Source organism: Halomonas sp. G15 (assembly GCF_021282295.1).
Classification (GTDB): Bacteria; Pseudomonadota; Gammaproteobacteria; order Pseudomonadales; family Halomonadaceae; genus Halomonas; species Halomonas alimentaria.
The window spans coordinates 13,219-38,687 of record NZ_JAJSPA010000002.1 but is presented as its reverse complement, the minus strand read 5'-3'; the positions used below and the strand labels follow the sequence as shown (position 1 = coordinate 38,687).

The window sequence follows — 25,469 nt, the reverse complement described above, 5'->3', positions numbered from 1 at the left end:
TGAACCAGCGGCTCTCCTCTCCCTCGGAGGACTGCGCCACGGCGGAGCCGGCCATGAGCAGAAGGAGGAGCAGGCACCACGTGAGAAAGCGTGTCATGTCGATGACTCCCAGCCAGGACGTCCGCCACCCGATCATCCCGGACCGGGCCCCATGGCAGTACACCCCATGGCCGCCACGACGTCCACCCTGGCCCTCTGCCCCCCCTGCACCGCCATCACAGCACCGGCGCAGGCCAGCCAACGACGTCACTCCTCCACGACCTCCCAGAGGGCGTCATGCTGTAGCGCCCTCCCCTCCACCTCCAGCTTGAGCAGATGAGCCAGCGCCGAACGTGCGGCCAGTGCCCGGCGTGCCTCGGGCACATCATCGTAGGCATGCTGCGTCAGCGTCTCCAGGCTGGCAGGACCGTGACGCGCCAGCGCCAGGCGCACCTTGTGCTCCCGGGCCAGGCGATGGGTGACCAGGAAGTCGATGGCGGCGTGGGCCTCACCGATCAGGAAGCCGTGGCCCGGAGCGATGGTATCGAAGGTCTCTTCCCCCAGGGCCTGCAGGGCGGCCAGATAGGCGCCCATGTCGCCGTCCGGCGGGTTGATCACCACCGTGGAGCCCTGCATCACCTGGTCGCCGGCGAACAGTAGCCGCGCGGGCTCCAGCAGGTAGCAGAGGTGGTTGGAGGCGTGCCCCGGCGTATGCAGCACCTTCAGCGGGCCGACGGGCGTGTCGAGGCGCTCGCCGTGGGCCGGCCGGTGGTCGGGCACGAAACCGGCGTCCTGGCTGGCCCCGGGCGGCGGCGGCAGACCCACCAGCCGGGCACCGGTGCGCGCCTTGAACCAGGCCGCCCCCGGCGAGTGGTCGATATGGGTGTGGGTCACCAGCACACGGGAGATGCGTCCATCGGCCAACGCCAGCAGCCGCTCCAGATGGGCCGGATCCGCGGGGCCCGGGTCGATCACCAGAGACTCATCACCGTTGCCCAGCAGATAGCTGTTGGTGCCGGGTCCGGTCATCGCGCCCGGATTGGGTGCGGTCACCCGGGTCACCCCCGGCGCCAGCTCCACCGCCCTACCGGGCACGAGCTCGGCGCTGGCCGTACCCTGGCGGTGCGGATCCAGACGCCGCACCTCCGCATAGGCCGGGGCATCCGGCTCCACCTGCCAGGCAACGCCGCCCCTGTGAGCCGGCCAGGGACGGCTGGGACTCGCCGTCGGCGGGTTGGCGTGGGCGTAACGCAACAGCGCCTCGGCGGAGGGAAAGTCACCGAGCAATCGCAGGGTACGCAGGGTGGGATACCCCAGCGACATGCGACCCTGGCGATGTGCGGCCAGGGCCTCGGCGGGGGTCAGCCAGGCGTGGTCGATGGTCTCGCTGCCGTCGTGTGCCGCCTTCTGGTCCGGCGGCGCCAGCGCCACGAAGAAGCGCGTGTCGAAGCGCCGCGGTGCACCAGGGGGCGTGACCCAGTGGCCCAGGTAGGCCAGCCGGTCCAGCGGCAGGCCGAGGCCATGGCGCTCGCACAGTGCGCGGAAGCTCGTCTGCTCCCGACGCAGTGCCTCGCGCCCCTCGCCCAGCACCGGATGGTCCCCCGCCGGCAGGCGCCCCTGGGCGTCCACGGCCAGCAGCAGGCCCGCCTCCTCGAGACACTCGCGCAGTGCCGCGATCATGTAGTCGGCTCCACCCTCGTCAAGGCTGAGCGTCTGGCTGATCGCATCATCCCCGCGGCCGCAGGTGAAGGCGCGCACGTCCGGGTCCCGGGGGTCCACGGCCCCGCCGGGGAAGACGAAGTAGCCGGGCAGGAAGGCCGCCTGCCAGGTGCGCTGCAGCAGCAGTACCTCGAGACCCGGCGCCCCGTCGCGTACCAGCGCCAGGGTGGCGGCGGGCCGCACTCGCTTGGCCGTATCGGGTTGACTCATCAACAGATCCTTGTGGCAATAGACTCGACAATACCGTGACCCCGTCTCTACGGCGGCGCCCACGTCGAGATCACCGTGATGGCGCGCCGTCCGGCCGGCAGCGAGGAGGACGCCGGCTGACGCTTCCCCCGAATGCGTGGCAGGGTCAGGCGCGCTGCGCCGAACCGGTACGCGCGCGGCAGGGGCCGAACAGGCAGGCGGCGAGCAGGATCAGTCCGGCGACGGTGGCGATCATGCCGGCGGCGCTGAGCGAGGCCTCGAAGCCCAGCCAGCGCGGTGCCTCGCCTGCCAGCAGGTAGCCGACCACCGCCGCCGCCACCGCGAAGCCCTGGCTCCAGGCGATCTGGGCGCCGAGGCGGTTGGTCATCAGCCGCGCCGCGGCGGCCGGGCAGACGAACATGGCGATGACGATGATCGACCCCACAGCCTCGAAGGCGGCGATGGCTGCCACCGCCACCAGGGTAACCAGCAACAGGTCGACCAGCGCCGGGCGGGCGCGCATGCTGGCGGCGAAATCGGGATCGAAGCTGGCCAGCACCAACGGGCGGCGCATGACCACCACGAAGGTCACCACCACCAGCCCTACCCAGGCGGCCCGCCCCAGCTGGGGCGGAAGGTCGGCCAGCGCCACCGGATCGAACAGCGCACCGAGGCCACTCCCCTCGAACCAGATCAGGCTCTCCAGGTTGCCGTAGAGGGCGTGTTCGACATCCAGGTGCACCCCGCCGGCGCCGTGCCACTCCAGCAACAGTACGCCCAGAGCGAACAGGCTGGTGAACACCACACCCATGGCGGCGCTGCCCTCCACTCGGCCCAGGCGACGGATCAGCTCGATCAGCACCACCGTCACCAGGGCGGCCACTCCGGCGCCCAGCATCATGGCCAGCGAGGCCAGGGTGCCGGTGATCAGGAAGCTCACCACGATGCCGGGCAGTGCCACATGGCTGATGGCATCACCGATCAGGCTCTGGCGGCGCAGGACCAGGAAGTTGCCAAGCAGCGCACAGGTCATCGAGATGATGATCGCGACCGTCAGCGGCACCAGGCTGAACATCATGAACTCGTTCATCGTGCCGTCTCCGCGGGCGGCAACTCCGCCTCCAGGGCCATGATGGCATCCGCCGAGAGCACCTGGCCGATGGGCGTCAGTCCGGCGTGCTCGCGGTGCAGGGCGTCGTCCGGGTAGCGCCGGCGATAGAGCGCCCAGAGGCGCTCCTCATGCTCGGCGTCACGCGCCGCCGCCAGGCCTGCCGGGGTGGCGACCCCGTCGCGGCGCACATGCCCGCGCCGCTGCAGCAGCTTGAGGGTCAGGCCGTCGAAGATCGGTTCGTCACGCCCCAGGGCGAGCAGTCCCTGACGCAGATGCACCCGCTGACGCAGGCGGCGATAGGCGAGCAGTGAGGCCAGCACACCGCGACGCGGCGAGAACAGGAAGGAGACCAGGAACAGCGTGAAGGCGGCAAGCACGATCAGCGGCCCGGTGGGCAGCCCCTCGCGCACGCTGGAGAGCGAGACGCCGAGATAGCCCGACAGGGCCCCGAGCAGGGCCGCCAGCGCCACCATGCGCATGGGCTGGTCGGTCCAGAAGCGGGCCGCCACCGGCGGGATGATGGTCAGCGCCACCACCAGGATCAGCCCGGTGACCTTGAGTCCGATCACCACCACCGCCATCAGCAGCAGCAGGAGCAGCAGGTCGAGCCTGCCGGTATCGAAGCCCTGGGTGCGGGCAAAGTCCGCATCGAAGCACAGCAGCAGCAGGTCACGGCGCCACACCAGCAGCGCCAGCAGCAGGCCCACGGCACAGGCGGCGATCAGCAGCGCCTCGGAGTAGAGCATGCCAGCCGTGGCGCCCACCAGGTAGCCGGTCAGCCCCGACTGGCCGCGCACCGAGAGGGTCTGGATCACAGTAATCAGCACCACCCCGAAGGCGAAGAAGGTCGAGAGCACGGCGCCGATGGCGGCATCCTCACCCAGCCGGGTGCGCTCGCCGATGCGCTGCACCAGCCACAGCCCCAGGGCGGCACTGGCCGCGGCGCCGGCCAGCAACGCCGGCAGCACCCGGCCATCCCCCTGCCACACGCCCATGACCAGGAAGGCCAGCGCCAGCCCAGGCAAGGTGGAGTGGCTGATGGCATCGCTGACCAGGGCACGCTTGCGCAGCAGCACGAAGCTGCCCACCATGCCGGCGGCGGCGGCCAGCAGCATGGCACCCACGGTCACCAGGCTGGTGTTGTAACCCAGGGTGAAGGTGAGTGCCCGCCACCAGGTCTCCATCATCATTGCCCCGCCTCTACCCTGCGCCCCGCTCTCGGCGACTCGACGAGCCGCGCCAGCTGCACGGGGCTTAGCCGGCCGCCATAGGTGGCCTGCAGGTTCTCCTCGGTGAAGGCTTCGTCCACGGGGCCGGCGGCGATGCGCCGCACATTCATCAGCAGCACATGATCGAAATAGTCACGCACCGTGGCCAGGTCGTGGTGCACGCAGAGCAGGGTTCGGCCCTCGTCGCGCAGCGACTTGAGCACCTCGATGATCGCCGCCTCGGTGGCGGCATCGACCCCGGCGAAGGGCTCGTCGAGGATGGTCAGGTCGGCCTCCTGGACCAGCGCCCTAGCCAGGAACACCCGCTGCTGCTGGCCTCCGGAGAGCTGCCCGATCTGGCGCTCGGCGAAACCCTCCATGCCGACCCGGGCCAGGCTCTCCATGGCTCGCCGGCGCAGCTGCCGGGAACCGAACTGCCACCAGCGCAGGTCGCGATAGAGCCCCATCCCCACTACGTCGATGACCCGTGCAGGGAAGTCCCAGTCGACGCTGGAGCGCTGGGGCACGAAGGCCAGATGGCGCGTCTCCTGCTCGAGGGGACGACCGAAGACCCGCACCTCGCCGGAGAGTCGTCGGGTGATGCCCAGCGCCGCCTTGAGCAGCGTCGACTTGCCGGCCCCGTTGGGGCCGATGATGGCGCTCATGCTGCCCGGCGGCGTGATGAAGTCCACCGAATGCACCACCGGTCGGTGGTCGTAGCTGACGGTGAGCCCCTGGATCGCCAGGGGACTGGCTATCACCGCCTTGCCGAGTCGCGAATCGGGCATGGGTTACTCCTCCTCGGCCGAGCCTGGGTCGGCCATGGCCAGGCGACCCTGCCAGCCAGCCTGGCGGGCGTCACCGTCCAGGGCCCGGGCGATGGTGGTGACGTTGTGGTCGAGCATGCCCAGCCAGCTGCCCTCGTAGCTGCCCTCGGGGCCCATGGCGTCGGAGAACAGCTCTCCACCGATGCGCACCTCGTGGCCCACGGCGGCGGCGCCCTCGATCAGCGCCCGGATGCTGCGCTCCGACACCGAGGTCTCGACGAAGATGGCGCCGATCTCGCGCTCCACGAGCAGGTCGACCAGGGTCTCGATACGCGAGAGCCCCGCCTCGCTCTCGGTGGAGAAGCCCTGGATGCCCATCACCTCCAGCCCGTAGGCGTCGCCGAAGTAACCGAAGGCATCGTGGGCGGTGACCAGCACCCGGGAGGTCTCGGGGATGCTGGCGAGGACCTCGCGGGCATAGACGTCAAGCCCCTCGAGCTCCTCCAGATAGGCCTCGGCGCTAGCTTCGTAGGCATCGGTGCCATCGGGGTCCAGCTCGATCAGCGCATCGCGCACGGCGATGACCGCGTGGCGCCAGCGCCCCGGATCCATCCACACATGGGGGTCGGGCTGGTCGGGATACTGTTCGTCGGCCAGCAGCGCATCACGGGGCACCGCCTCGGCCACGGCAAACACCGGTCGCCGCCGGGCCAGACGCTCGAGCAGCTCGGCCAGTTGCACCTCGAGGCTAAGGCCGTTCCAGAACACCGCATCGGCGCGGCTCATGGCGACCACGTCGCTGCGGGTCTGGCGATAGAGGTGCGGGTCGACACCGGGACCCATCAGGCCCAGCACCTCGACCCGCTCTTCGCCCACCTCGCGCACGATATCGGCGACCATGCCGGTGGTGGCGACCAGGCGCAGCGGCGCTGCCTCCTCGGCGACAGCCGGGCCCCAGGAGAGCAGCGCGCACAGAGCGGTGATCGGGATCGACAGCGAACGGGGACTAGGCAAGAGGCACTCCTCGGGTAGGCTCGATATCCCCTTAGGGTACCGCGCCGGAGAGACTTTGCTAATGGCCGCTTGTCGATCTCCCCGATAGCCTCGCGCTTTCAGGGCAACAGGCGCCACCTCCGTCGGGGGACTGCCTTGGCTACTTGCAGTCTAGCCAAACGGCCTGTCCGACAACGTGGATCGCGGCTGCGTGGCGACTGGGATAAAGTATCCGGGTTGCCTTCCGCCAATGGAGTCCCGATGCCGCTCCCCCTGACCCGGTTATCCAAACTGCTCGGTCTGCTGATCGCCTTGGCGCCGCTACCGGCCACCGCCGACTGCCCAATGCCGGGAGAGTGGCAGCGCGACGGCCAACCGGTCGCCGCCGACGTCCTGCTGCAGGAGCTCGCCACTCAGCGGGTGGTCCTGCTGGGCGAACAGCACGAACGACTGGCCCACCACCGCTGGCAGCTGCACACCCTGGCGGCGCTGCATGCCCACCGCCCGCAGTTGGTCATCGGCCTGGAGATGCTGCCACGCGAGGCCCAGTCGGCACTGGATGCCTGGGTGGCAGGCGAACTGGACGAGGCGACCTTCCTGGAATCCAGTGGCTGGCACGACGCCTGGGGCTATGACCCCGACCTCTACCTGCCGATCCTGCACTTCGCGCGCATGAACCGCATTCCGCTGGTGGCCCTGAACGTCACCCCGGAACTGCGCCGGCGGCTGGCCGACGAGGGCTGGGAGGCGGTGCCGGCGGCGGAGCGCCACCAGCTGACACCACCGGTGCCGCCCTCGCCGGACTACCTCGGCGCCCTCACCGAGGTCTACTCCAGCCACCCCAGCGAATCCGGGGAGCCCGGCGGGCTCGAGCGCTTCATCGATGCCCAGCTGGTGTGGGACCGCGCCATGGCCGAGGGGCTGGCCGATGCCAGCGAGGACGCACCGCTGGTGGTCGGACTGATGGGAGAGGGGCACATCACCCATGGCCACGGCGTTCCCCACCAGCTCGATGCCCTGGGTATCACGGCGCAGCGCACGCTGCTGGCCTGGTCGCCAGACCAGGAGTGCCCGCCCCCCGTGGCGATCGCCGACGCCCTGTTCGGCCTGGGCGACGAATCGCGCCACGAGCCGGCGAGCCCCATGCGCCTGGGGGTGATGATCGTGCCGGACCCGGCGGGTGTGCGGGTGGCCCGGGTCGAGGCCGACAGCGTGGCGCAAGCGAGCGGCCTGCACGAGGATGACATCATCAGTGCCGCCGCCGGCAAGCCGCTGGGCTCCCCCGGCGAACTGATCGCCCTGGTAAGGCGCCAGGCGCCCGGCACCCTCCTGCCGATGGAGATCATGCGCGACGGCGAACCACGCGAGATACTCGCGCGCTTTCCGGCCGAGGTGCCGTGATTTCGCCGGAAAGGTCTTGAGCGGTGTCGCCATCAGCGCAAGCGGTGGCAAGCCTGCTCCCCGGTGGTCGCTTCCCCAAGGGCGTGGCATCATGGCCGCCCCCTGCGAACCACCGAGGATGCCTAGACGCCATGCGACCACTGATCCGCCTCTTCTTCCGCGGCCTGCGCCTGCTGCTCGCCCCGGTCGTGCTGATCTCCGAGAAACTCTCGACTCCCAAGGCCGTGGAGCGCTCCGCCCAGGCCCAGGCCGAGGTCGACCGCGCCTGCGAAAGCCTCGCCCTCTACCAGTTCCGCACCTGCCCCTTCTGCGTGAAGGTCCGCAAGGAGATCGCCCGCCTGGGCCTGCCCATCGAGACGCGTGACGCCCAGCTCGACCCGGATCATCGCCGCGAACTCGCCGAGGGCGGCGGACGCGTCAAGGTCCCCTGCCTGCGCATCGCCCACGCCGACGGCGAGGTCGAGTGGCTCTACGAATCCGACGACATCAACGCCTGGCTGCAGCGCCGCTTCGCCGCGGCCTGAGCGCCCCTCAAGCGCAGGCCGGCCACGCCGGGGCGGCCTTCCCCTCCCGCCGCGAGTGGACGTCTGGTGACCTGGCACCTACACCTTGGTCATGGAGACCACATCGGCGCCCACCGGCAGCGGCCCCCTGCCGGTGCTGCGTTTCCTGGGGCTGGTGCTGCTTGGTGCCGTTATCGGCGGCGTCGCGGCACTCTTCGCCGCCGGCTTCGTGCGCGGCGTGTTGTGGCTCAACGAGGTCCTGCTGATCTCGCCGCGCAGCCGCATGATGTTTGCCTGGCCCGAGTGGCTGACCCTCACCACCGTGGCGGTGCCGACCCTGGGCGGGCTGATCGTCGGCCGCCTGCATCGCAGCCTGCCCGAACGCCGCCCCCATACGCCCGCCGATGCCATCGCCGCCGTCCAGACCCGGCGTGGCCGATTGCCGACCAGGGCCGGGGCTGTCTCGGCACTGACCGCGATGATCTCCCTGGGGGCGGGTGCCTCGGTAGGCCAGTACGGCCCGCTCGTGCACATGGGGGCCACCCTGGGCTCGCTCGGCGCACGGCTGCTGCGCCTGGGCCGCTCCGACGACAACATCACCATCGCCTGCGGCGTGGCCGCGGCCATCGCCACCGCCTTCAATGCCCCGCTCGCGGGCATCGTCTTCGCCCATGAGGTGGTGTTGCGCCACTATGCGCTGCGCGCCTTCGCCCCCATCGCCGCCGCCGCCCTCGTCGGCCATGTGATCGCCACCCAGGCGCTGGCCCAGGGCGCCCTGTTCCATGTCGCCGAGACCGCCGTGCCGCGGGCCTGGGAATTTGCGCTCTTCGTGGCCATCGGCGGGCTTGGCGCCCTGCTCGCCGGAGGCTACATGCACGCTATCCTCGGCGTCGGCCGCCTCGCCCGGCGCCTGCCGCTGCGTCCCGACCTGCACCCCGCCCTGGCCGGGGCACTGCTGGGGATGGTGGCGTTATGGGTTCCCGACATCCTGGGCATGGGTCAGGAAACACTGCGCTTCGCCACCATCGCCGGGGCCTTCGGCAGCGGCGAGCTGCTGCTGGTGCTGGGCCTGAAGGTGGCGGCCACCGCCCTGTGTCTGGGCATGGGCTTCAGCGGTGGCGTATTCAGCCCCGCCCTGGTGATCGGCACCCTGTTCGGCGCGCTCTGTGGCACCCTGGTGGCCAGCCTTACCGGCGTCTCCCAGGAGAGCTTCGTCTTCTATGCGGTGTGTGGCATGGTCGCCGTCACCGCCCCGGTCATCGGCGCCCCATTGACCAGCCTGCTGATTGTCTTCGAGCTCACCGGCAACTACGCCCTGACCACGGCGGCCCTGGCCAGCGTGACACTGGCCAGCCCCATCGCCGCCCAGCTGTTCGGACGCTCGCTGTTCGATATCCAGCTGCGCGACCGCGGGCTGGACCTCTCCTCGGGGCGCGGCCAGGCCCTGCTGATGGATACCCGGGTGATCGACTACCTGACGCGGGAGTGCGTCACCCTCTCCCCCGATGCGTCGCTGGACGAGGCCATCGCGACCCTGGCCCGGGAGCGCCACGCCGAGGCCTACCTGGTGGATACCAAGGAGCGTTTCCACGGCTGCGTGACCCTGGCCGAACTGGAGGCGGCGCGCCAGGAAGCAGGCCCGCTCCGGCGGGCCCGGGAGTGTGTCGATGCCGAACGGCCGACACTGCACTCCGACACCACCCTGTGGGCGGCGATGGCCCTGCTCGAAGAAGTCACCGGCGAGGCCCTGGCGGTCGTCGACGAGGGCATCTTCCGCGGGGTGGTCTACGAGGTACATATCGCCCACGCCTACCTCCACCAGAGCGATGCCCTGCGCCGCGAGGAGCATGGCCATGGGTAGTCGACGGCTTGCCGCCCTGCTGCTTCTGCTCGCCTGGATACCCGGGGCGCTCGCCGAACCACTGCGGGTGCTGAGCTGGGGCGGTGCCTACGAGCGCGCCCAGCAAGAAGCGCTGTTCACCCCCTTCAGCGAATCGAATGGCACCCCGGTCGAGGTGCAGCGATACGCCGGCGGCCTGGCCGAGCTGCGCCGGGCCGTGGCCGCCGGGGAGGTGCCCTGGGACGTGATCGACATGACCCGCAGCCAGGCCATGGCGGCCTGCGACGAGGGCCTGCTGCAGCCGCTGTCGCCGGACCTTGCCGCCCCGGCCCCGGATGGTACCCCCGCCGAGCGGGACTTCATGCCGGGAGCCATCGGCGACTGCGCACTGACCCATACACTGTTTGCCACGGTGGTGGCCTATCGCTCCGACGCCTTCCCGGGGAGACGACCCACGCGCATCGCCGACCTCTTCGATCAGCGACGCTTCCCGGGCCCCCGGGCCCTGCAGCGCACTCCCGCCGTCAACCTGGAGTGGGCGCTGCTCGCCACTGGCGTGCCCCACGAGGAGCTCTACCGGCTGCTCAGCACACCGCGGGGGCTGGGCCTCGCACTGGAACGCCTGGATGCGCTGGAGGAGATCCACTGGTGGGAGGACGGCGAGACGCCGGTGCGCCTGCTCACCGAGGGCGAGGTGGTGATGGCCTCGGGCTACAACGGCCGCTTCTTCGACGCGATGATCTCCCGGGGAGCACCCATCGAGATCCTCTGGGACGGGCAGGTCCAGGAGCACGAGACCTGGGTGATTCCCCGCCATGCCGACAATCCGGACACAGCACGGGAGTTTATCCGCTTCGCCACCTCCACCGAGCGCCTCGTCGCCCTGGCCCGGCGGATTCCCTACGGGCCGGCACGCGCCTCGGCGGCGGTGCGGGTCGGAAGTCATCCGCAGAGCGGCGTGGACATGCGCCTGCACATCCCCACCCACCCGCTGAATGCCGAGCGTGCCATCACCAAGGACGAGACCTGGTATGCACGCACGCTGACGCGCATGGACGACTACTTCGCGGAGTGGCTGGCGGCCCGCCAGGCCCGCACCGGTGAGGCGCCAGCGACACCCGCCGCTGCTGACGACCAGCCAGTGTCGCCATGACCGCCGAACTGGCAACTCAGGCGGAGGCGGGGCGGCGAGCCCGGATCAGCAGGTTGCGTGGGGTGAGCTCGCGGTCGCAGAAGGTGCCGAGCTCCGCGACGTAGCCGGCCTCCTCGAGGAAGACCAGGCGATCCAGTGCCAGCCACACCTCCAGGGGTCGCCGGAACAGGTGGCGTACCAGCTCCAGGCGTGCCACCTCGGCCCGGCGGCGCCAGCCCGCCGCCTCGCAGGCGACCCAGTCGATGCCGTCGGGCAGCGCGACTCCCTTCTGCTCGGCGGCCCAGTGACAGAAGTCGGCGAAGCTCCCGGGCATGCGGCCATAGGCCAGGCTGGGCACCGGCAGGTAGTCATCCTGGCCGCGCACTGCCCGCTGCAGCCGATCGAAACCCAGCCGCCAGGCACCGGCCCGCTCGCGGTGACGCCGGTCATGCCGGGGTGCGGTGACGGTTTCCTGCACCGCCATGGCCAGATCCTCCCGGGACAGTGCCAGGCGATGGCGCGCCATGGCGTCGGCGCCGAGACGCGAGAGCGGCCGGTAGCTGGCATCGGCGGTACGCTGATAGCAGCAGGGAGCCAGGGTCAGCGCACTGCCGGCGGCCACCGCCTGTTCCAGCAGGCGGCGGTGCAGGTCGCCGCAGGCGTGCAGCGCGCAGGCATGGGTGGTCGGGGTCAGCCAGCGCTCGACGCCCGGCGCCATCACGTCCTGGTGGACCAGCTCCTGGGGAACGCCCTGCGCCTCGGCCAGCGCCGCGCCGCTGTCGCAGAGCGCGACATCCCACTCCAGCCCCCGCACCTCGAGCCCATGTCGGCGCGCCAGGGTGCGGGCCAGGTGTCCCTTGCCGGCACACCACTCCAGGGGCCTGTCGCCCGCGGCCAGCTGCACCCTGGGCAGGAAGGCCGCTATCTGGCGCCACTTGCGACCGCCGACATGGGCCGCCCAGTTCTCCGCAAGCATCAGCTCCTCGCCTGGCAGCCGTGGCAGGCTGGACAGCGCCTCGAGCTCTGCGACCGGCAGCCATTCGGCCAGGGGGGAGTCGCTGAAGGGGGTATCCTGCAGCCGCGCCACCTCGGCATCGGTGAGTGCCAGCAGCGCCTCGGCCATGGCGGGCGACTCGGCCAGCCAGGGCAGCCGGGGATGCTGGAACGGCAGCGGCTGCCACAGCGGTTGCCACTCGGCGAGCAGCTCGGTCAGGCGCCCCAGGCGACGGTAGGCATCGTGGTTACTGTGCATGATCACTCTCCTGCTGGCTCGCCGCTTTCCGCCGACTCGAGGGGCGCCATTGTGGCATAGCCACGGCGGTACGCCAGCGCCTGCGCAGTCGCCCGGTGCTGGGGTACACTGCACGCTCCGGAATCCTACTCAGGCCACCAGGGAGTCAGTTCATGGGCCGCTTCGTCTTCTATCTCGTCCTGCTCGGCGGTATCGCCTATGGCGGGCTCTACTTCTACTACGGCATCGCCATCAAGCAGGGAATCGAGGCGGAGTTCGCCGAGCGCGGCTTCGATGCCGTGGAGGTGACCGGGGTGGAATACGGCCCCCTGGCGCCGGTGAGCCGCGACGCCGAGATCGCCACCTCCATCGCCTACCGTGGCGCCGAGGCCACCCTGGAGATCCGCCTCGACGGTCATCCGCTGTTCAGCGATGAGGTCAACATCCAGCTCGACGGCCTGCAGGCCCTGCGCCTGACCCTCGGTGGCGGTAACTAGCGCCGCTCCAGCCAGGCCTTGAGGTCATCCAGCGGCATGGGACGCGCCAGCAGGAAGCCCTGGAAGCGATCGCAACCATGCTCCAGCAGGAACTCTCGCTGGGCCTCCTCCTCGATGCCCTCGGCCACCACCATGAGTCCCAGGTGGTGGGCCATGGCGATGATGGCCTGGACGATGGCGGCATCATGGGGGCGGTGTGTGACCTCGCTGACAAAGCTGCGGTCGATCTTCACGGTGCTGATCGGCAGGTGCTTGAGATAGCTCAGGCTCGAGTAGCCGGTACCGAAGTCGTCGATGTCCACGCCGACCCCCATCCCGCGCAGGGCATGCAGGGTGTCGATGGCGGCCTCGGTGTTGTCCATCAGGATGCCTTCGGTGAGCTCCAGGGTCAGTCGCGAGGCCGGCAGGCGGCTCTCGGCGAGCGCCTCGCGCAGACTTCCCAGGAAGTTGGCGCGATGGAACTGCAGCGGCGAGAGATTCACCGCCACCGCCAGGGCATCATGGCCGGCGTCACTCAGCACCAACAGGTCGCGGCAGGCCCGGCGCAGCACCCACTGGCTGATGGGAATGATCTGGCCGGTCTCCTCGGCCAGGGGAATGAAGGTGCCGGGGGAGATCACACCACGCTCGGGATGTGACCAGCGCAGCAGCGCCTCCACCCCCACGACCCGCCCCTCGCGGTCGAGCTGAGGCTGGTAGTGCAGCGCGAGCTGGTCGTTGTCGATCGCCTCCTGCAGGTCGTGACGCAGCGCCACCCGCTCGTTGACCCTCGCGGTGATTTCCGGCGTGAACCATTGATAGGCGTTACGGCCCTGCTGCTTGGCCTTGTACATCGCCATGTCGGCCTGCTGTATCAGCGTCAGCGGGTTCTCCAGCTCGTCATCCCCGATGGCGATCCCGATGCTGCTGGTCAGGTGGAGCTCGTGGCCCGCCACCCGGTAGGGCCTGGCAACCAGCGCCAGCAGGCGCTCGGCGACCCCCTGGGCCTGCTCCTCGTTCTCCAGCGAGGGCAGCAGCACCACGAACTCGTCGCCGCCCAGGCGCGCCAGGGTATCGCCCAGGCGCAACGCGCGGGACAGCCGCCGGGCCACTTCCACCAGCACCCGGTCGCCGACCGCGTGGCCCAGGCTGTCGTTGATCGGCTTGAAGTCGTCGAGGTCGATGAACAACACTGCCAGGCGTTCGCCGTGCAAGCGCGCCAGCTCCACATCGTGGGCCAGCCGGTCCTCGAACAGTGAACGGTTGGCCAGGCCAGTCAAGGCGTCGTGGCTGGCATGGTGGGCCAGCTGCGCCTCGTAGGCCTTGTGCTCGGAGATATCGTGCTGGACGCCGACGAAGTGGGTGACCCGCCCCTGGCCATCGCGCACCGGGGAGATGTAGAGGTCGTTCCAGAACGGCGAGCCGTCGCGACGGTAGTTGCACAGGGTCACGTGCACCTCGCGCTGTGCCGTCAGGGCCTCACGCAGCTGCTTCACCGCCTCGGGATCGGTCTCGGGCCCCTGCAGGAAACGGCAGTTGCGCCCCAGGATCTCCGCCAGCGGGTAGCCGCTGATACGCTCGAAGGCGGGGTTGGCATAGCGGATCGGCAGGTCCGGCGCCAGGGCGTCGGCCACCACGATGCCATTGGTACTCGCCTCGACACTGCGCTCGAGCAGCCGCAGTCGCAGCTCGCGCTCGCGCCGTTCGGTGATGTCCTTGGCGATACCGAAGATACCGGTGACTCGCCTGTCGACGATGATCGGCAGGGTGGTCAGGTCGAGTCGTCGCGGAACGCCGTCGCGATGCACGAAGGTGATCTCGGCCCGCTGGGGCAGCCCCTCCAGGGTGGCATGGAACAGGCCCTCGACTTCCGCCATCCCCTCTTCATGCAAGAAGTGGCGGAAATGGCTGGCGATCAGCTGATGCTGATCGTAGCCGCTGATCTCGCTGCAGGTCGGGTTGACCGTGCGGAAGTGTCCCCCGCGGTCCAGCGAGAAGACCGCATCCGGGTTATAGGCGAACAGCGAGCGGTAGCGCTGCTCGCTCTGCCACAGCGAGTGCCTGGCGCGATCCAACTCCCGGGAACGAGCGGTGACCTGACGCACCAGAGCCAGACTGACGGCCAGCAGATAGCTCATCAGCAGACCCACCACGGCCACCGCCAGGGGAATCAGCGCACCCGAGAGCCAGCCCGAGCCGGGGCCGGCCCAGGCCAGCAGGCCGAGGCGAAATTCACTGGCTGGAGCGATGCTGCGCTCGGCCACTCGCGGCATGGCCAGCGACGCGTCATTGTTCGGCTCGGCGGCTCCCAGGACGGTGATCGTGCGCCCTTGATGGGTGACCTCGACCCGGTAGCCATCCACCAGCGTCTCGGGCAGGGCATCGAGCAGACGCGCGAGATCGAACAGCGCCACCAGCCAGGCGCCATGGCGCGGCACCGGCAAAAGCATCAGCAGTTGTTCCGACGCGCGGGTATCGGGCAACAGGATCACCGCCTCCTGGCGCTCGGCCATCCACTCGCGGGCGGCGTCCACGCCAGCCAGTCGGGCGAGACGCTCCCCCAATGGCTGCCGCCGGGCGTGTTGCCAGCGCCAGCTATCCTCGGTCATCAGCCCCACGGCCTGCAGGCTTGGCGTATCGGCCAGGTAATTGACGACATCGGCCTCCAGCACGCTGGGCTCGATGCCGTCCGGCGCGGCCTGCAAGCGCTGCGCCATGCGCTGCATCAACAACCGGTGGGACTCCAGCGCCGCGCCGGCGTTAACGTCCACGGCATCCAGCACGTACTCCCCCTGCTGATGCAGCCGCGCCTGATGTTGGCCGATCAGCATCAGCCAGGCCAGGCAACTGAGCAGCACACCGGCGATGCCGGCGGCCAGCACCGGGCGACCGAGGGGTACGGCATGACCGGGATCGCGAAAGCCGGCTACCGCCAGGGCGCTGCCCAGCACCCCCAGGTAGCTGAGTGTCAGCAGCGGCGAGGAGGCGAACAGTGACGTGGCCCGAAGGTGCGTATCGGGAAGCCCCAGCAGCGCGATCAGCAGCACCAGGCCCACGATACCCTGCAGCAGGCCACCCCAGGCCCACAGTGGCCGCAAGCGCCCCCCCTGGCCGAGCGTCAGGACGACACCACAGGGCAGCAGCGCCAGCGATGCCAGGGAGGAGAGCCGGGGGCCGCCCGTGAGCAGCGAGACACCCCCAAGATGGCTCCTCAGCAGGTCACCGGCGGCCAGGTTATGCCCCACGCTGTAGACCAGCAGCGCCGTGAAGGCGGCACCCGCCAGCAGACGCAGGGTCCACCAGCGCTGCAGGGTGGCCAGTAGAGCCAGTCCGGACAGAACCGCCAGCAGGCCCCCGTCGAGCACCAACTGGCGGCCCAGGGCATCGGGAAGGTGCAGCAGCAGGTTGGCGAGCAGGCTGGTGCTGCCCAGCAACAGGAAGGTGACCGCCGCCATCAGCAGCCAGATATCCAGGGCGAGGTCGCGTGATCGGGGCATCTTGTCGGGCGCTCCATGCATGACGGCAAGTCGAGTCGAGGTGGCGATCGATCGCTCCTCATTCCAGCGTAACACCGCAGGCGACTCCCGGCTGATGCCGAGCCAACGCTGTGGCATCATCAAGACTCCCTTTCGAGACAAGGAGCCCTGCCGTGCCCCAGATCATCACCCCGGATATCTGCGACGCCCACCCCGAGGTGCGCGTACTCGACCCGCTGTTCATCAACTTCGGTGGCCGCGAGGCCTTCTACGGCCCGATTCGCACCGTCAAATGCTTCGAGGACAACTCCCTGGTCAAGCAGGCCGTGGCCGAGCCCGGCGAGGGCGCCGTGCTGGTGGTGGATGCCGGCGGTTCACAGCGCTGTGCCATGCTTGGTGATATGCTGGCAGAGCAGGCGGCCGGCAACGGCTGGAGCGGCGTGATCATGTACGGTTGCGTGCGCGATGTCGACGTGCTGGCGGAGACCGACCTCGGCATCCAGGCACTGGGAGCCCACCCCCGCAAGAGCGAGAAGCGCGACGAAGGCCAGCGCGATATCCCGGTGACCTTCGCCGGCGTCACCCTTTCCCCCGGGGAGTGGCTCTACGCCGACAACAACGGCATCCTGGTTGCCGACGAGCGCCTGCCGCTCGAGTGAGCCGCCCGCCCCTGCCGATACCTGGAGCCTGACATGCTGGCTCTCGCGAACCTGAGCCGCGATGTCCTGCGCAGCCTGCGGGAGCACCTGCGCCCGCTGGTGGCCTACCACCTGTTCTTCACCGTGCTGGCCTCCAGTTTGCTGCTGCCGGCAGTGGCCTGGAGCCTGGCCCATCTCGTGGGTCGCTTCGGCCGCACCGTGATCAGCAATGCCGAGCTCATCGACCTGCTGGTCAGCCCCGCCGGCACGCTCTGGCTGCTGGCCGCCACCGGCCTCACCTTCCTGGTGCTCTACCTGCAGCAGGCGGGAATGATCCTGGTCGCGGCACGCCCCCGCGACCATCACTTGCGTCTGGCCTTCGAGGCACTGTGGTGGACCCTGCACCGCCTGCCGGCACTGGCCGGGCTGGTGGTGGTTCAGGTGGGTACCCACCTGCTGCTGGTGCTGCCGGTGGCCTTCGTTCTGGTCTGGCTGCATGGCGCCCTTCTCGGCGGCCTCGACCCCTACTATGTTCAGCGCGTCAGGCCGCCGGCGCTGTGGCAGTTCCTCGCCCTGGCCGTGCCGCTGGTGGCCGCCTGGGCGTGGCTCGCCGCCTCCCTCTATGTGCGCTGGATCCTGGCCCTGCCGCTGGTGGCACTGGAGACACTCTCGCCGCGCCGGGCACTGGCCCGTAGCGTCGAGCTCACCCGCGGTCACCGTCGTCCCATCGCCGTGGTCACCCTCGCCCTGCTGGCGACGATCGTGATCCTGCCGATCCTGGCCACCCTGATCTTCGATCGCCTGTTCACGCCGCTGCTGTGGTGGCTACCCGAGCGCAACGCCGTCCTGGTGCCGGCGACCCTCGCCTACCTGACCGCCTACGTGCTGGTGACCCTGGCCATCACCTTCGCCGGGATCGCCGCCAACGCACTGCTCTCGACCTGTCTCTACCTGCGCCTGGCCCACCGCGAGCCACGCCCTGCCCCGCCTCCTGCCGATGCCCATCCCGGGCGCCTGGCCTGGGCGGTGGAGCTCGGCGTGGTGTGCTTCGCCCTGTGGCAGGCATGGCTGATCGTCAACAGCTTCACGCTGCACGACGAGGTCGCAGTGATCGCGCATCGCGGCAGTTCCCTGGATGCCCCCGAGAACACCCTGCCGGCGATTCATCGTGCCCTGGATGACGGAGCGGACATGGTCGAGCTGGATGTCCGCCTCACCGCCGACGAGCAGGTGGTGCTCTACCACGACAGCACCCTGCAGCGCCTGACCGGCGATCCACGCCGGCTGGGCGAGCTCGAGCGCGGGGCGCTGGTTGGCTTCGATGTGGGGAGCTGGTTCGGCGACGCCTATGTGGGCGAGCGGATTCCGGGACTGGATGAGGCGCTGGCAGCCGTGCGAGGCCGCAGCGGCTTGATGATCGACCTGAAGACCGATCCCGGCCGTGAGGTGGCGCTGGTGGAGGCGGTCGTCGCGACCCTGCAGGCAGAACAGGCGGAGCGCCGCCGCTGCCTGGCCGAGGCAGTAGTGGACAGGCAGGTGCATGCCTGTGGCGACCCCGATCTCTTCGCCGAGACTCGCCTGGCCACCACCTCGCCGACGCTGGCCCGTACGATCCGCTCACGCCACGCCGAATTGCGCGTGACCCTGCTGGCCCAACTGATCCTGCCCGGCACCCTGGAGCGCCGGAGTCTGGACGCGCTAGGTCTGCGCCATAACCGCATCAGTGAGCGCGAAGTCAGCCTGGCAGGGCGCTACGGTTACGAACTCCACGCCTGGACCATCAACGACCGGACACGGATGTCACAGCTGATCGACCTGGGTGTCGACGCCATCATCACCGACCGCCCTGCCCTGCTCGCGGCGCTGGTCGCCGAGCGTCGCGAGCTCGGCGACGGCGCCCTGCTGCTGATCAAGCTGCGTAACTGGCTGCGCCATTAATCTCCCATGACCACCCCTTCCCGGGGCGGGTCGGCGCCGCCGAAGAAGCCCTCACCCACCACCTGGATGGCCTGTAACCCGCTGACCAGTTCGCGCTCGCTGACCTCGTGGCCGCGCTCGGCCAGCCCCTCGAGGGTAGCCGCCGGGAAGCGGCCCTGCTCCAGATAGACCGGCCCACCCAGAGTGATGGCGTGGGGCAGGTCGAGCGCCTCCTGGGCGTCAAGCCCCCAGTCGAGCATCGCCACCAGTGACTTCGCCGTGTAGTGGATGATTGCTGCACCGCCGGGAGAGCCCAGGCTCGCCACCAGGTCACCTCGCTGCTCACCATCGCGGGCGAACACCAGGGTCGGGCTCATGCTGGAGCGCGGCCGCTTGCCGGCCTCCACTCGGTTGGCGATGGGCCGCCCCTCGGCGTCTTCCGGGGTGAAGGAGAAGTCGGTGAGCTCGTTGTTGAGCAGGTAGCCGCCAGGCAGTCCGGTGCCGCCATCGGCCATGATCCGTGAACCGAAGGCCTGCTCGATGGTGGTGGTCATGGCCAGGGCGTTGCCCTGCTCGTCGACGATGCTGATATGGCTGGTGCCATACTCCGGCTGCAGGGGATGCTGGCCCCAGGCGGTGGCGAGCTCGCCGGGGTTGCCGGGCTTGGCGCCACCGCTGCCCAGACTCTGCTCATCGACCAGCTCGGCGCGCTTGGCAAGGTAGTCGGGGGCCAGCATGCTCGACCAGTCGCCGCCGGGAGCGTCGACGAAGGCCGGGTCACCGATGAAGCGACCGCGGTCGGCGAAAGCCAGCCGGGCGGCCTCGAGGAAGGTGTGCAGCCAGGCTTCGCTCGGCACCCCATCGACCATCGGTGTCTCCACCTCCGGCAGCGCCTCGAGGATGCCGAGGATCTGCATCACGGTGAGGTGCCCCGAGGAGGGCGGCGGGAAGCCGCACAGCACATAGGCCTGCCAGGGAGTGCAGAGCGGTGTGCGCTGCTTGGCCTCGTAGCCGGCCAGGTCCTCCCGGGTGAGCTTGCCGGGGCGCTCGGCGTGGCCCTGGACCCGCAGCACCAGGTCGTGGGCGACGGCGCCGGTGTGCAGCGCGGAGCTGCCCCCCTCGGCCACCTGACGCAGGATCTCGGCCAGGGCCGGGTTGCGCAGGGTCGCGCCGGCCTCGAGGGGCTCGCCGTCGGGGTAGTAGAAGGGGCCGGCCTGGGGATCGTCGCGCAGGCGTTCCTCACCGGCGAGACTCTTGGCCAGGCGCGGGCTCACCATGAAGCCCTCCTCGGCGAGCCGGATGGCCGGTGCGAAGAGCTCGCTCCACGGCAGCACGCCGTGCTGCTTGTGCGCCATCTCCAGCATCCGCAGGGTGCCGGGCACCCCCACTGAGAGGCCGCTGGCGGCGGCGTCGAGGAAGGCGAGGGGCTCGCCCTCCTCGTCGAGGAACAGCCCGCCGTCGACGGCAGCCGGGGCGGCCTCGCGGCCATCGAAGGTGGCCACCTCCTCGCCGTCGAAATGGACCAGGAAGGCGCCGCCGCCGATGCCGCTGGACTGGGGCTCCACCAGGTTAAGCACCATCTGCACGGCGATGGCGGCGTCGATGGCGCTGCCCCCGGCCTTGAGCACCTGATAGCCGGCATCGGTGGCCAGCGGGTTGGCGGCGGCCACGGCGAAGCGCTCGGTGGCCCAACCGGGCTTCTCCTCGCTCTCCGAAGACACCTCGGGGGCGATGGCGGGGATATCGTAGGTGAAAGCGGTGTCAGCCTGGCCGGCCAGGGGCAGGCCAAGCATCAGGGCGGCGACGAGCGGCGCCAGCAGGCGGCGACGGTGGGTGGCGGGGGGCAACATCATGGGACAGGCTCCTTGTCGTGGCGAGTGGCCAGGCAGTGAGCCTATCAGCATAGACGAAAGACGCCCGGTCGACGGAGGTCGACCGGGCGTCATTGGCCTATCGATCATCAGCTCGGTGCTTAGCCGAGAGTTTCGCCGGCGAGCATGAACCAGGTCTCGAGCACCGCGTCGGGGTTGAGGGAGACGGAGTCGATGCCCTGCTCCATCAGCCACTTGGCGAGGTCCGGGTGATCCGAGGGGCCCTGACCGCAGATGCCGATGTACTTGCCCTGGGCCTTGCAGGCCTGGATCGCCATGGCCAGCAGCTTCTTCACCGCGGGATTCCGCTCGTCGAAGAGGTGGGCGACGATGCCGGAGTCGCGGTCCAGCCCCAGGGTGAGCTGGGTGAGGTCGTTGGAGCCGATGGAGAAGCCGTCGAAATACTCCAGGAACTCCTCGGCGAGCAGGGCGTTGGCCGGCAGCTCGCACATCATGATCACCTTGAGGCCATTGTCGCCGCGCTTCAGGCCATTGGCGGCGAGCAGGTCGATGACCTCGCTGGCCTCCTCGGTGGTGCGCACGAAGGGCACCATGATCTCGACGTTGTCCAGGCCCATCACCTCGCGCACCCGCTTGAGCGCCCGGCACTCCAGCTCGAAGCAGGCGCGGAAGGCGTCGGAGATGTAGCGCGAGGCGCCGCGGAAGCCGAGCATGGGGTTCTCCTCCCCCGGCTCGTAGAGCTTGCCGCCGATCAGGTTCTCGTACTCGTTGGACTTGAAGTCCGACAGGCGCACGATCACCCGCTCCGGATAGAAGGCCGCCGCCAGGGTGCTGATGCCCTCCACCAGCTTGTCGACGTAGAAATCCACGGGGCTGGCGTAGCCGGCGATGCGCAGGTCGATGGTCTGCTGCAGATCCTCGGGCAGGGTGTCGTACTCGAGCAGCGCCTTGGGGTGCACGCCGATCATGCGGTTGATGATGAATTCCAGACGCGCCAGGCCGACGCCGGCGTTGGGCAGCCCGGCGAAGCCGAAGGCACGGTCGGGGTTACCGACGTTCATCATGATCTTGAAGGGAATATCAGGCATGGCATCGACGCTGGTCACGGTGCGGTCGAACTCCAGCAGCCCGTCGTAGACGTGACCGGTGTCACCCTCGGCGCAGGAGACGGTGACATCGCGACCATCGGCGAGCACCTCGGTGGCGTCGCCGCAGCCCACCACGGCGGGGATGCCGAGCTCGCGGGCGATGATCGCCGCGTGGCAGGTGCGCCCGCCACGGTTGGTGACGATGGCCGAGGCGCGCTTCATGATCGGCTCCCAGTCGGGGTCGGTCATGTCGGTGACCAGTACATCGCCGGCATTGACCTTCTCCATGTCATCCGGTGAGAAGACCACCTTGACCGCTCCGCGGCCGATGCGCTGGCCGATGGCGCGGCCGCTGACCAGGTTGCGCCCCTTCTCCTTGAGCTGGAAGCGCTCGAGCTTGCCGCCCTGCTGCTGGGAAACCACGGTCTCGGGACGCGCCTGGACGATGTAGAGCTTGCCGTCGTCGCCATCCAGTGCCCACTCGATGTCCATGGGGCGCTGATAGTGCTGCTCGATGGTCACCGCCTGGCGAGCCAGGGCCATCACTTGTTCGTCATTGATGCAGAAGCGGCCGCGATCCTTGAGCGGGACGTCCACGGTCTCCACCGACTTGCCGGCGCTGGCCTCCTGGCCGTAGACCATCTTGATCAGCTTGGAGCCCAGGTTGCGGCGCAGCACCGCCGGGCGGCCGGCGGCCAGGGTCGACTTGTGCACGTAGAACTCATCGGGGTTCACCGCGCCCTGCACCACGGTCTCGCCGAGACCCCAGGAGGCAGTGACGAACACCGCATCGCGGTAGCCAGACTCGGTATCCAGGGTGAACATCACGCCCGAGGCGCCGGTCTCGGAGCGCACCATCTTCTGGATGCCGGCAGAGAGCGCCACGTTCTCGTGGGCGTAGCCGCGGTGGACGCGATAGGAGATGGCGCGGTCGTTGAACAGCGAGGCGAACACCTCGTGCACGGCACGCTTGATATTGTCGAAGCCCTCGATGTTGAGGAAGGTCTCCTGCTGACCGGCGAAGGAGGCATCGGGCAGGTCCTCGGCAGTAGCCGAGGAGCGCACCGCCGCCTTGAGGTTGGGGTGCTGGGCGAGCAGGCTGTCGTAGGCGCTGCGCAGGTGCTGCTCGAACGTCGGCGGCAGGGGGGTGTCGATCACCCACTGGCGAATCTGGGCGCCGACCCGGGCAAGCTCGGCGACGTCGTCCACGTCCAGGGTGGCCAGTGCCTGGTTGATGCGCTCGTTGAGGCCCTCGTGGGAGAGAAATTCGCGGTAGGCGTGGGCGGTGGTAGCGAAGCCGCCGGGCACAGTGACTCCGGCGCCGGCCAGGTTGGAGATCATCTCACCGAGGGAGGCGTTCTTACCGCCCACACGCTCGACATCGTCCATGCCCAGTTCATCGAACCACAGAATATAATCGTCCACGGGACCCCCTTGGCTAACGACGACAGTTCGTCATGCCGGCAGGCATGACGGGATGCTGGCGACTCTACCAAGCGGTAGCCATATTCGCCATTGGTCTAACAGCGAAGTCACTGGAGGATTTTTACAACAGACAGGCATTTTCGGGAATTCGTGTAGTCTGCAAACTACCTGGAGGCTTGTCGAGCGGGCGTCCCAGCGCTGACAATGGCCCCCTTTTCCTGCCAAAGCGACGCCGCCATGACCCGTACCGCCTTCTTTATCTCCGACGGCACCGGCATCACCGCCGAGAGCCTGGGCCGCAGCCTGCTGGCCCAGTTCGAGAATGTCGAGATCCGCATGCTCACCAAGCCTTACATCGACACGGTCGAAAAAGCCGAGAATCTGGTCGAGATCATCAACGGCGTGGCGGTACGCGACGGCGAGATGCCGATCATCATCGACACCATCGTCGACAGCAATATCCGCCAGATCATCAGCGATGCGGAAGGCTTCAATATCGATATTTTCTCGACCTTCCTGGAGCCGCTGGAGCAGGAACTCAAGACCCACTCCAGCTACACCGTGGGCCGCGCCCACTCCATCGGCAAGGATGAGGTCTACATGGATCGCATCCACTCGGTGCACTTCGCCCTGGATAACGATGACGGCGCCCGTACTCATCAATACGACAAGGCCGACGTGATCCTGATCGGAGTGTCGCGCTGCGGCAAGACCCCCACCTCGCTCTACCTGGCACTGCAGTTCGGCATCCGCGCGGCCAACTACCCGCTCACCGAGGACGATCTCGACGAGGACGGCACCCTCAAGTTGCCCAAGGCGCTGGCCCCTCACCACCACAAGCTGTTCGGCCTGACCATCGATCCCAGGCGGCTGGCGGCGATCCGCCACGAGCGTCGACCCAACAGCCGCTACAGCTCCATGGACCAGTGCGTGCAGGAGGTGGGCCAGGCCGAGGGGCTCTACCGGCAGATGCATATCCCCTTCATCGACACCACCCGCTTCTCGGTGGAGGAGATCTCCACCCGGATGATCGCTGAGATGGGGCTGATGAGGCGGTTTTCGCCGAGGTAGTTGCTGTCACAGCCGCGGCTTTCCCGGGGTCAGGCCTTCGCGGAGGCGCTGTGAACCCTTCCTTGGGCGCTACCGACGCCTTCCCTGGCGTAGGACCTCCGCTACGGCCTGGCCCCGGCGCCGCTAACTGGCTGTACTAGCGGACCACCCCTGCCCGCCTCAGCCGGGCGATATCCTCCGCCGTGAGCCCCATCTCGGCCAGCAGGGCGTCGCTGTCCTGGCCCAAACGGGGCGGGGCCACGTCACTGGTGGCGGAGGCGCCGTCGAAGCGTAGCGGGTTGGCCACCTGGGGTACCTCGAGATCGCCTCGCTTCATGACCCGGTGCATCTGGCGATGCTGCACCTGGGGATCCACGAACACCTCGCTGACGCTGTTGATGGGCCCGGCGGGGATGCCGCGCGCCTCCAGCTCACCCAGCCACTCGTCCCGGGGCCGGGTAGCCAGTATCGCCTGGATCATCGGCACCAGGACCTCGCGGTTGCCGACCCGGGCGGCATTGGTGGCATAGGCGGGATCCCGCGCCCACTCGGGATGGCCCAGCAGTGCGGCGAAGCGGGCGAACTGGGCATCATTGCCCACGGTGAGCACCAGGTGGCCGTCGGCACAGGCGAAGGCCTGGTAAGGCACGATATTAGGATGGGCGTTGCCATGGCGCTCGGGGTCCTTGCCGCTGACCAGGGCGTTGAGGGCCTGGTTGGCCAGGGTGGCCACCTGGACGTCGAGCAGCGCCACGTCCACATGGCGGCCGACGCCGGTGCGAGCACGCTCCTGCAGCGCCGCCAGCACGCCCACCGTGGCGTAGAGGCCGGTCATCACGTCGGTGATCGCCACTCCGGTCTTCATGGGCATGGCGTCGGCTTCGCCGGTCAGGCTCATCAGCCCGCCCATGGCCTGGATCATGAAATCGTAGCCGGCGCGGTGGGCATAGGGGCCATCCTGGCCGAAGCCCGTGATGGAACAGCCGATCAGCCTCGGGTTGTCGGCGTGCAGGCTGGCGTAGTCGAGGCCGTACTTGGCCAGGCCACCGACCTTGAAGTTCTCGAGCAGGATATCGGCACCCGATGCCAAGCGGCGCACCAGCGCCTGGCCCTCCTCGGTAGCGATGTCCACGGCCAGGGAGTGCTTGCCGCGGTTGGCGCAGAGGTAGTAGGCGGCGACCTTGTCGCGCTCGCTCTCCTCGGCCAGCCACGGCGGTCCCCAACCGCGGGTGTCGTCGCCGCGGCTGGGGTGCTCGATCTTGATCACCCGGGCGCCCAGGTCGGCGAGCAGCTGGCCCGCCCAGGGGCCGGCCAGCACCCGCGACATGTCGAGCACCGTGATGCCATCCAGCGGTCCACTCATCTCGAGCTCCTTGCTACCGTGTGCCGAAAGTGGCACCACTCGGGGCTGATCCGGCGGCAGGACTTCGAGGAGGCGCTGTGAATACTTCCCTGTACGCTACCTCGGCCATCCCTGGTCCTCGGACCTCCTCT

The 25,469-nt window shown here is 69.1% G+C and carries 18 protein-coding genes; 8 read left to right on the top strand and 10 right to left on the bottom strand.

All coding sequences use genetic code 11. The features are described 5' to 3' along the window. Window positions 1–246: 246 nt before the first annotated feature. The 5 genes from LWH48_RS01700 to LWH48_RS01680 form a co-directional block, all read right to left on the bottom strand. Window positions 247–1,908, bottom strand: coding sequence for an MBL fold metallo-hydrolase (locus LWH48_RS01700; protein WP_232911053.1), 1,662 nt, complete (start codon window positions 1,906–1,908; stop codon window positions 247–249). A 145-nt stretch (window positions 1,909–2,053) separates the two neighbouring features. Then, window positions 2,054–2,977, bottom strand: coding sequence for a metal ABC transporter permease (locus LWH48_RS01695; protein WP_161432839.1), 924 nt, complete (start codon window positions 2,975–2,977; stop codon window positions 2,054–2,056). After that, on the bottom strand, window positions 2,974–4,188 hold the full coding sequence (locus tag LWH48_RS01690) for a metal ABC transporter permease (RefSeq protein WP_232911052.1): 1,215 nt from the start codon (window positions 4,186–4,188) through the stop codon (window positions 2,974–2,976). Before LWH48_RS01690 ends, LWH48_RS01695 begins: the two co-directional genes overlap by 4 nt. Further along, window positions 4,185–4,994 (bottom strand): metal ABC transporter ATP-binding protein, encoded by an 810-nt coding sequence (locus tag LWH48_RS01685; RefSeq protein WP_232911051.1) that lies wholly within the window; start codon window positions 4,992–4,994, stop codon window positions 4,185–4,187. Before LWH48_RS01685 ends, LWH48_RS01690 begins: the two co-directional genes overlap by 4 nt. A gap of 3 nt (window positions 4,995–4,997) precedes the next feature. Beyond that, the gene (locus LWH48_RS01680) at window positions 4,998–5,987 is read right to left on the bottom strand and encodes a metal ABC transporter solute-binding protein, Zn/Mn family (RefSeq protein ID WP_232911050.1); all 990 of its coding nucleotides are present in this window, start codon (window positions 5,985–5,987) and stop codon (window positions 4,998–5,000) included. A 240-nt stretch (window positions 5,988–6,227) separates the two neighbouring features. Between LWH48_RS01680 and LWH48_RS01675 the strand changes: the two genes are divergently transcribed. The 4 genes from LWH48_RS01675 to LWH48_RS01660 all read left to right on the top strand — a co-directional run bounded on the left by LWH48_RS01675 (window position 6,228) and on the right by LWH48_RS01660 (window position 10,863). Then, window positions 6,228–7,367, top strand: coding sequence for a ChaN family lipoprotein (locus LWH48_RS01675; RefSeq protein ID WP_232911049.1), 1,140 nt, complete (start codon window positions 6,228–6,230; stop codon window positions 7,365–7,367). Window positions 7,368–7,498: 131 nt separating this feature from the next. Beyond that, window positions 7,499–7,891 carry a glutaredoxin family protein gene (locus LWH48_RS01670; RefSeq protein WP_161432835.1) on the top strand — a complete coding sequence of 131 codons (393 nt, stop codon included), beginning with the start codon at window positions 7,499–7,501 and terminating at the stop codon, window positions 7,889–7,891. A 91-nt stretch (window positions 7,892–7,982) separates the two neighbouring features. After that, the gene (locus LWH48_RS01665) at window positions 7,983–9,731 is read left to right on the top strand and encodes a chloride channel protein (RefSeq protein ID WP_232911048.1); all 1,749 of its coding nucleotides are present in this window, start codon (window positions 7,983–7,985) and stop codon (window positions 9,729–9,731) included. Next, window positions 9,724–10,863, top strand: a complete 1,140-nt coding sequence (locus tag LWH48_RS01660; RefSeq protein ID WP_232911047.1) for an extracellular solute-binding protein — start codon at window positions 9,724–9,726, stop codon at window positions 10,861–10,863. Before LWH48_RS01665 ends, LWH48_RS01660 begins: the two co-directional genes overlap by 8 nt. Window positions 10,864–10,879: 16 nt before the next feature. Here LWH48_RS01660 and LWH48_RS01655 read toward each other — a convergent pair whose 3' ends face one another. Further along, the gene (locus tag LWH48_RS01655) at window positions 10,880–12,094 is read right to left on the bottom strand and encodes a methyltransferase (RefSeq protein WP_232911046.1); all 1,215 of its coding nucleotides are present in this window, start codon (window positions 12,092–12,094) and stop codon (window positions 10,880–10,882) included. A 152-nt stretch (window positions 12,095–12,246) separates the two neighbouring features. Between LWH48_RS01655 and LWH48_RS01650 the strand changes: the two genes are divergently transcribed. Further along, complete coding sequence (locus LWH48_RS01650; RefSeq protein WP_232911045.1) at window positions 12,247–12,570, top strand: hypothetical protein; 324 nt, start codon at window positions 12,247–12,249, stop codon at window positions 12,568–12,570. On the opposite strand, the gene LWH48_RS01645 is transcribed toward LWH48_RS01650, so the two are convergent. Then, window positions 12,567–16,046 carry a bifunctional diguanylate cyclase/phosphodiesterase gene (locus LWH48_RS01645; protein ID WP_232911044.1) on the bottom strand — a complete coding sequence of 1,160 codons (3,480 nt, stop codon included), beginning with the start codon at window positions 16,044–16,046 and terminating at the stop codon, window positions 12,567–12,569. The two genes, LWH48_RS01650 and LWH48_RS01645, sit on opposite strands and share 4 nt — an antisense overlap. A 152-nt stretch (window positions 16,047–16,198) precedes the next feature. Here LWH48_RS01645 and rraA point away from each other — a divergent pair, with 152 nt between their 5' ends. Next, the gene (gene rraA / locus LWH48_RS01640) at window positions 16,199–16,684 is read left to right on the top strand and encodes a ribonuclease E activity regulator RraA (RefSeq protein ID WP_232911043.1); all 486 of its coding nucleotides are present in this window, start codon (window positions 16,199–16,201) and stop codon (window positions 16,682–16,684) included. Window positions 16,685–16,717: 33 nt separating this feature from the next. After that, entirely contained in the window at window positions 16,718–18,601 is a 1,884-nt protein-coding gene (locus tag LWH48_RS01635) for a glycerophosphodiester phosphodiesterase family protein (protein ID WP_232911042.1), read from the top strand. Here LWH48_RS01635 and LWH48_RS01630 read toward each other — a convergent pair. Further along, a complete protein-coding gene (locus LWH48_RS01630; protein WP_232911041.1) occupies window positions 18,598–20,433 on the bottom strand; it encodes a gamma-glutamyltransferase family protein in 1,836 nt (611 codons plus the stop codon). The two genes, LWH48_RS01635 and LWH48_RS01630, sit on opposite strands and share 4 nt — an antisense overlap. 119 nt (window positions 20,434–20,552) lie before the next feature. Beyond that, window positions 20,553–22,925: a phosphoenolpyruvate synthase gene (ppsA, locus tag LWH48_RS01625; protein WP_232911040.1), complete on the bottom strand. Its 2,373-nt coding sequence runs from the start codon at window positions 22,923–22,925 to the stop codon at window positions 20,553–20,555. Window positions 22,926–23,162: 237 nt separating this feature from the next. Here ppsA and ppsR point away from each other — a divergent pair, with 237 nt between their 5' ends. Continuing rightward, complete coding sequence (ppsR, locus tag LWH48_RS01620) at window positions 23,163–23,996, top strand: posphoenolpyruvate synthetase regulatory kinase/phosphorylase PpsR (protein WP_232911039.1); 834 nt, start codon at window positions 23,163–23,165, stop codon at window positions 23,994–23,996. A gap of 136 nt (window positions 23,997–24,132) precedes the next feature. Here the strand turns inward: ppsR and LWH48_RS01615 are convergent, their stop codons facing one another. After that, entirely contained in the window at window positions 24,133–25,338 is a 1,206-nt protein-coding gene (locus LWH48_RS01615; protein ID WP_232911038.1) for a CaiB/BaiF CoA transferase family protein, read from the bottom strand. Window positions 25,339–25,469 lie beyond the last annotated feature (131 nt).